Origin of the sequence: Francisella noatunensis subsp. noatunensis (assembly GCF_009823375.1) — a bacterium.
GTDB lineage: Bacteria > Pseudomonadota > Gammaproteobacteria > Francisellales > Francisellaceae > Francisella > Francisella noatunensis.
Map to the genome: position 1 here is coordinate 1 of NZ_WBSX01000090.1, position 7,424 is coordinate 7,424.

Consider the following 7,424-nt stretch of genomic DNA (forward strand, 5'->3'; position numbering starts at 1 on the left):
CCTCATGTTTTAATCTACCACAAATAAGTTCCGGAGATATCTTCTTTTTTAACAAAGCTATTATTAGCTTTTTAACTTTACAGGATAGCTTATGATTATTTGAAGTTCTGCGGCTTTGATATAGCTTCTGTGCTATCTCAGCATTATAGTCACTATTTATACTAGTGCGATTAAGTTCCTTTTTTATAGCTCTTTCACTATAGCCAATTTTATTGGCTATTTGAGATGTTTGGTATCCTAATTTAAGTAATTCTTCTATACAATATCTATTTGAAAGAGTTAAGTGCTTTGGCATTTTTTAGTTCCTTATCGTTTATTTTAGTTTCGTCAAAACCTAATAAACTATATTTGGAACTCTCTTTCAACTATTTAAAACTTTCAGAATACAATCTAGCTAATAATAGTTCTGGATTAATTGGCAATCTCTGTTCATTTTGATCGCTTGAAGTCGCTATAACTCCATATAGTTGCTTACTCATATATTAGTACCTTTTATATTTATCAACACTATAAGACCTGTAGAAATATTTCTTCGTATCAGTGTTAAAAGTTCGACAGATCAAAAAAAGCTGATAATTAAAGGTCTAGCTAAGAATGAATTTTATAGAATTATTACCTAACATAATTCCACATACATACAGTATATACTATAAAATGGCTATATAGATAAAAATAGGATGGTCAGTTTTGTTATAAGTATATAGATTCGAACTTATTATAACTTACAAATAAAGATAAAAATTTATCTAAAAATCTAAAGACAAGAATGATTGATTTATTTGTTTTTATAAGATTTTAAAACATCAACAATTTTTAATTAGCTATGAAAAGATAGCCATTTCTTCGATGGATATCCTGGAATTTCTTTAGTCAATATAGGTACCATAAATCCTGATGAAATTTCTGAAAGCTTTTTCATAATATCTTTAGCACTATCAACATTATAATGTTTAGTTCCTGAGACAGTATCTAGTGAGTGTATATAGTACGGAATCACTTTAGCATTTATAAGTTTTGTACTCAAAGCATATAATACATTAGCATCATCATTTATGTCTTTAAGTAATGTACTTTGATTTAGGATAATTATGCCATGCTTGTGTATTTCTTTTAAAAGTTCTCTAATATTATTATCTAACTCATTTGGATGATTCACATGTATCACTAATATAGTATCAAGCCTATGCTCTGATAGAATTTTCAAAAGTTTAGTAGTCATTCGCTCTGGTAATACTACAGGTATTCTTGAATGAATCCTAAGTCTTTTGATATGAGGTATCTGCTGGATATTTTCTACAAAAAATTCTAATATTTCATCGTTATTTAAAAGAGGATCACCTCCACTTAATATAACTTCCTCGATACTTTGATCATTTGCTATATATTCAAATGCTTTTAACCAATCTTTTCTACCGGGAATATTTTCTCTATAATCAAACTCTTTGCGAAAACAATAGCGACAATGCACAGCACAGCTTGTTTGTGATACCAGTAGAACTCTACCATGGTATTTATGTAATAGTCCTGGCACTTTATTATAATTTTTTTCATCAAGAGGGTCGCTACTATAGGCTTGATCTATTACCTCTTCATCGATAGTTGGCAAAACTTGTTTGAGCAATGGGTCATTGATATTGCCTTTTTGCATTCTTTCAGCAAATGATCTAGGCACTATCATTTTAAATTTCTTGGTTACATTTAATGAAACTTTGGCTTCTTCACTATCTATTTCCAAAAACTCTAATAATTCTAAAGGTGAATAGAAAGATTCTTTAAGGGCTTTTTTCCAGTCATTAGTAGACATCTATTTATATTTTAAACTAAGATTTTTTTTATCTTCGAATTCTCTCATATAACTATAGATTGTCAATTTGTTTATACTAGAAGATCTGATTGATTGATCAATCTATTCAGAATGTTTTACACCTATATCTGCTAGAATTTTAGATTTAACTTTTAAAAGCTCTTTGATATAAAAATCTTTATTTTCCGCATAACGATATTGAGGTACAAGAATAGAAACACCAAGACTACCTAAAAATGTATTTACAGCTACTGCCGTACTGACTATGCCTTCTATTGTTTTACCATAATCATATTCAACACCATCTTCTCTAATCTTAGCAAGCTTATCAAATAATTCCTTATTAGCAACCTCTTCACCGAAGATATCAATAATTTCTTCATCTGAATATAGTGCTAATAAAGCCCTACCAGAGGCAGTATAATAAATTGGTTTTTCAAGTACGCCTATTCTTGGAATTACTTGTAGCTCCCTATTTGCTATGAAACGGTGCATTATAATAAGATCTGTATTATTAGATTGTGTCAGGGCAACTGTTTCACGTATTTTTTCACTAAGCTTTCTTAATGAGTTTTGTGTCAAAGAAACAATATCTGCATAAGATGATGAAGCTAACTTAAAAATACCTGACCCAAGTAAAATCTTACCAGCACCTTCACTTCTTGTGAATCCTTCTGCTTCAAGGGCAGCAACTATCCTTTGCACTGTAGATCGTGGCAAATCAACTTTCTTTGCTATATCTCCCAAGCTCATCCCACCAGGCTCATCACTAATACTTTGTAGTACATTGACAGCCCTACTAATCACTTGGATTTTTTTTTCATTACTCATAAAAAGTCAATAATTTCAAAGGTTTAACAATATTTTGACTAATAATAACTTTTTTTATATGAATTACCAAAATATTATTATATCATTTTACAATACAGTGTATCATATAATTGTTTTCAGGAAAGTTACATAAATATTTATCCCCACAAACAACATTTAAAAAAAGTCTCATCCGAATAAGGAGCTTGATATGCCTGTAATTACTTTTGATGGTTTACTAATCTCTCCAATAATATTATTTTTGGCTATTGCAGCAATATTGACTATCACTACAAATCTAGCAATACCCAAAATCATACATGACTATATAGATCTTAAATTGTCTTGGTTTAACCTTGCATTATTTATCTGTTATTTAGGCTTAAGCATGCTACTAATAGGAAACTAAAATGCCAAATAAAAAAACTAAAACGGCTATTAGCATTATTATAATTTGCCTTGCTTTATTATCACTATATTCAATCTGGAGATATTATTTATATTCACCGTGGACAAGAGATGGTCGAATTAGAGCCAACATTATCACTATTGCACCAGATGTTTCTGGGTTTGTAACCAAAATATATGTATCTGATAACCAAAAAGTAAAAAAAGGACAATTAATCTTCACTATAGATAGAGATAGATATACAGCAACTCTAGATGAAAAAGAAGCTGAGCTTAAGCATGCTATAATGCTATGGGAGCTAGCTGATCGCCAATATCAACGTAGAGAACAACTTGGCAAAGATGGTTCAATAAGCCTTGATACACTTGATGAATATCATATGCAAGTGAAACTAAAAAAAGCCGATCTTGAAAAAGCAAAAGCTGAAGCTAGACTTGCAAAGATTAATCTAGACAGAACAAGTGTCTATGCCCCAGCTGACGGCACCATAAACAATATTGAGCTACGACAAGGAAACTATGTTGTAGCAGCAAAACCAGTAATGTCTTTAGTTGAAGCTAATTCTTTCTATGTGACAGGATATTTTGAAGAAACCAAACTACCTAATATAAAAATTGGCGATAAAGCAAATACTGAATTAATGAGTGGTGGAGAGCTGCTACATGGACATGTAATAAGTATCGGTAAAGCAGTAGCTGATAACAATACAGATGTAAACAGCCAACTATTACCTAAAGTACAGCAGACCTATGACTGGGTAAGATTATCTAAGCGAATACCTGTTAATATAGCTCTAGATGTGATACCTAAAAGTGTCAACTTAATATTCGGTATTAACGCAACGGTAACAATACAATGATACAAAAGATATTAGATGAGCTACCAACAATTATAAATAAAGAAAATGCCATCTATACAATTAAGGGCTGTATATCTTTGACTATGGCTCTATATATCTCGATGAGTCTAAACTTGGATAAGCCAATGTGGGCTATGATTTCTACACTATTTTTACAAACTCGACCAGAGACTGGTTTTATTATTGAAAAAGCTCTCTTATTAATAGCTGTATCTTTTATTGGAGTGTTTGTTGGCTTTTTAATAGTCACATTTTTTTTGCCTTTTCCTGTATTAGCGCTGATAGCTCTATGTATATTTATATCTATATCTATATTCTTCTCTGCCAATATGTCTCACCCAAACTTTATCTATGCTTTAGCTCTAGCAAATGTTACCTGCATAATAATTGTTTTTTACTCTATAGCTAATCCTATACTCACTACCGAAGAGACTGTTTTTCATACAGGATTCTCTCGTGTAACTGAAATATCTATTGGCTGTATTTGCTCATGTTTTGTAAATTACTATATATTCCCAGTCAAAATACAAAAAACATTAAAAAATCACTCTAATAAAGTACTTAACCTTACTACTGCATATATACAAGAAATGTTTTCCACACAGGATCTTATAAATAATCAAAAGTATAATTTAAAAGTTGAAGGAATTCTTAATAGCCTTGTAGCTCTTGATAATGACTTAAGTGCTACAAAATATGAAAACCTAGATAAGAGTAATTATCTTATATTTTCAAATGCTGTAGTCGAGCTAATAGAAGCCGTACACTCATTAAGAAAAAGTTTAGCTAAAACAAAAAATAATCCTACCTTACAAAATCACTTAAAGACAATCGCTTGTAGTTTAAATAATGTTGATAGCTTAAATGATAATCTTAAAGTTATATCTGAAAATCAAAAATTAACTAAAGTCATAACAAAAATTATCAATTTAGTATCTAGTTATAAAAATTTAGAACTCGTAAGTAATCAAAATAATATCACATATAGCTTCATAAGATACACCAATCCGATTGTCACACTAATAGCTACGGCTAGGACTGTAAGTCTACTCTTCGTTATGTACTATATATGGGTTAGTACGGATGGCAACTCAAGCTTGCTGATGATGATTATTTTGCCTTGTGTATTATCCCAACTTTTTATATCAGCTCCTAATCCTACTGATGCAATTGGAAAAAACATCATAGGCATAATAATATCTATACCAATAAGCATCTTTATAACTTTAAATTTAGTCTCACAAGCTGTTGGGTATTTTGAGCTATTGATTTTAATTTTATTAATTGTCCTAATTATTCCTATAGTCACACTCAATATCCCCAAATTACAGATGTATAGTCTTGGATTTTATTTAGGGTTTGTATCTATGGTTCAGCCAAGTAATCATATGAGTTTTGAAATCACTTCATCATTTACTATAGCTATGAGCTCAATTGTTGGATGTACAGGTCTTTGGTTAGCATTTAAACTATTTCCACTTACTCCTTATACTCTAAGTAGAAAAGTTGCTATTAAATCTATAATCAAAGATACACAAAAACTCAAAAAGCATGAAATTTCAAAAGAATATTATCAAGCAAGCTTAATCAAAAAGATTCTTAGTGTGTATAGAAATAGAAAAGATGATCAATCATCAGAAAAGGATATTGAATTTGCTTTACAAAGTCTTACAAAATGTTACTAATTTATATTAACTATCTGAAGATTTTATACAAATAAATTACACTTATAGCCACTATACTTACGGATATTTATCACACCTGTATCGAATATTAAATACTGACCTTTGATACCTATAAGCTTTGCATCAATTATTGGATCTTTATCTAGGTTAAATGACTTGATTTTTGTAGGATACTCAAGCACATGGTAATTTATAGTTTGAATATTACCCTCTACAGCTTCAACACTATTATCACCATATTTAGCTTTGATTTGAGCTATTTTCTTACTAGATTTTTCTATCAATTCTTCTCTTAAACTCGCAAAATCCACTCTAGAATCTGGTTCTCCTTGAAGCATTTTTCGCCAGTTGGTTTTATCTGAGATATGCTCTTTAATAGCGACTTCAACTAAGCCTGATATTAATCTAGTCTCTACAGCAAAGATTGGTATCGCTTGACTAGCTCCCTGATCTATCCAACGTGAAGGAATATTTTTAAGCTTTGTAATCCCCACTTTGATATCTCCTGTATTTGATAGATATACAATGTGAGTTTTCATACAGTTTTCTTCGCCCCAATTAGCATCTCTACAAGTCCCTGCTGCAAAATGACATAATTCAGGCTTAACGATACAAATATCACACTCTGGTAGCTTCCTCATACACATAAAGCAGTAGCCTTGAGAATAGCTTTTTTTAGTTTTAATACCACAAGATACGCAGTTTATTTCATTTAGAAACTCAATTTTTAAATTCTTTCCAATCAAATCATTTATAGAGATATAATCTAACTCATAACGAGCATTATTATCACTATCTAATAATGCTTTCATTTTATGTAAATTTATAGTTTTATTCATCGATACTTTTTTATAGTCTTAAGTTGTCTTTTAGGATAGCAGACTTTAAAACTAGTTAAAATGCTAGTTATTATTAGATATAATCAAATTAACTGTCTTCTGATATGAATGTAAGATTAGATAAATGGTTATGGGCTGCTAGATTCTACAAAACTAGAGCTCTTGCAAAAAAGCTATCGAAGGTGGTAAAGTCCACTTTCAAAGACAAAAAACAAAAGTTAGCAAAACTGTAAATATTGGTGATGAATATCAAATTCAACAGTCATATATTAAAAAAATAATAATTGTTGAAGCTCTCGATGAAGTTAGAAAATCAGCTACTAAAGCTCAAAAACTCTACACAGAAACACAACAAAGTATCGAAAAAAGAGAAAAAGAAGCAATTATCAGAAAAACAGCTAACTTATTAAGCCCAGAAAAGCCTACAAAAAAACAGCGTAGGCAGATAATTTAAAAGCTAGATTGTATTCTCAATGTTTATAGAGATACCAAAATGTACTTCATTAGGTGTCAAGTAATTTAAACATTTCTTAGGTCTATTATTCAAGTCTATCTGTAACTTTCTAATGTATTGATGAGATATATTGTTAAAGTTAGTACCTTTAGGTATAAATTGTCTGATATACCTATTCATGTTTTCATTAGTACCTCTTTGCCAAGGACTGTATGGATCAGCAAAGAATACTTTGATGCCAGTCTTGCTAGTTAGCTTCTTATGTTTAGCAAACTCTTTACCATTATCAAATGTAGCTGTTAATATTTTATGACCATTAGATACTTTGTACAATATTCTATTGATTGAATTAGCTGTTCTATCTATAGACTTGGCTAAAATAGTAAATCTGCTAGCTCTATCGACCATTGTTACAATAGCACTTTTATGGTCTTTACCAACAATAGTGTCACCTTCAAAGTGATAAAGATTTTTTCTATTAGCACTGCTAGGTCTTTCAGAAATACTCGCTCTATCCTTTATCTTAACTTGTTTAGAGTCACCTTCTTTTTTGTATTTATATTG

Annotated in this window: 8 protein-coding genes and 1 pseudogene; 4 read left to right on the plus strand and 5 right to left on the minus strand. The window is 30.4% G+C overall.

The window, feature by feature from the left end; all coding sequences use genetic code 11:
* The 3 genes from F8C69_RS07635 to F8C69_RS07645 all read right to left on the minus strand — a co-directional run.
* Positions 1–295 (minus strand): helix-turn-helix domain-containing protein (locus F8C69_RS07635; RefSeq protein ID WP_159184785.1); only part of this gene is annotated, 295 nt, incomplete at its 3' end.
* A 522-nt stretch (positions 296–817) separates the two neighbouring features.
* Positions 818–1,804 (minus strand): EF-P beta-lysylation protein EpmB, encoded by a 987-nt coding sequence (gene epmB / locus F8C69_RS07640; RefSeq protein ID WP_159184786.1) that lies wholly within the window; start codon positions 1,802–1,804, stop codon positions 818–820.
* Between the two features lie 102 nt (positions 1,805–1,906).
* Positions 1,907–2,635: an IclR family transcriptional regulator gene (locus tag F8C69_RS07645; RefSeq protein WP_159184787.1), complete on the minus strand. Its 729-nt coding sequence runs from the start codon at positions 2,633–2,635 to the stop codon at positions 1,907–1,909.
* 190 nt (positions 2,636–2,825) lie between these two features.
* Between F8C69_RS07645 and F8C69_RS10715 the strand changes: the two genes are divergently transcribed.
* The 3 genes from F8C69_RS10715 to F8C69_RS07660 are packed head-to-tail and all read left to right on the plus strand — an operon-like array spanning position 2,826 to position 5,567.
* Positions 2,826–3,023, plus strand: a complete 198-nt coding sequence (locus F8C69_RS10715; protein ID WP_004287616.1) for a hypothetical protein — start codon at positions 2,826–2,828, stop codon at positions 3,021–3,023.
* Position 3,024: 1 nt separating this feature from the next.
* Positions 3,025–3,882 (plus strand): efflux RND transporter periplasmic adaptor subunit, encoded by an 858-nt coding sequence (locus F8C69_RS07655; protein WP_159184788.1) that lies wholly within the window; start codon positions 3,025–3,027, stop codon positions 3,880–3,882.
* Positions 3,879–5,567, plus strand: a complete 1,689-nt coding sequence (locus F8C69_RS07660; RefSeq protein ID WP_159184789.1) for an FUSC family protein — start codon at positions 3,879–3,881, stop codon at positions 5,565–5,567. Before F8C69_RS07655 ends, F8C69_RS07660 begins: the two co-directional genes overlap by 4 nt.
* 23 nt (positions 5,568–5,590) lie before the next feature.
* Here F8C69_RS07660 and F8C69_RS07665 read toward each other — a convergent pair whose 3' ends face one another.
* Entirely contained in the window at positions 5,591–6,406 is an 816-nt protein-coding gene (locus tag F8C69_RS07665) for a DUF2797 domain-containing protein (RefSeq protein WP_159184790.1), read from the minus strand.
* 104 nt (positions 6,407–6,510) lie between these two features.
* On the opposite strand from F8C69_RS07665, the pseudogene F8C69_RS07670 reads away from it, so the two are divergent.
* A pseudogene (locus F8C69_RS07670) lies at positions 6,511–6,860 on the plus strand (RNA-binding S4 domain-containing protein).
* A gap of 3 nt (positions 6,861–6,863) precedes the next feature.
* Here the strand turns inward: F8C69_RS07670 and F8C69_RS07675 are convergent.
* A partial coding sequence (locus F8C69_RS07675) for an IS30 family transposase (RefSeq protein ID WP_159183759.1) occupies positions 6,864–7,424 on the minus strand: 561 nt, incomplete at its 5' end.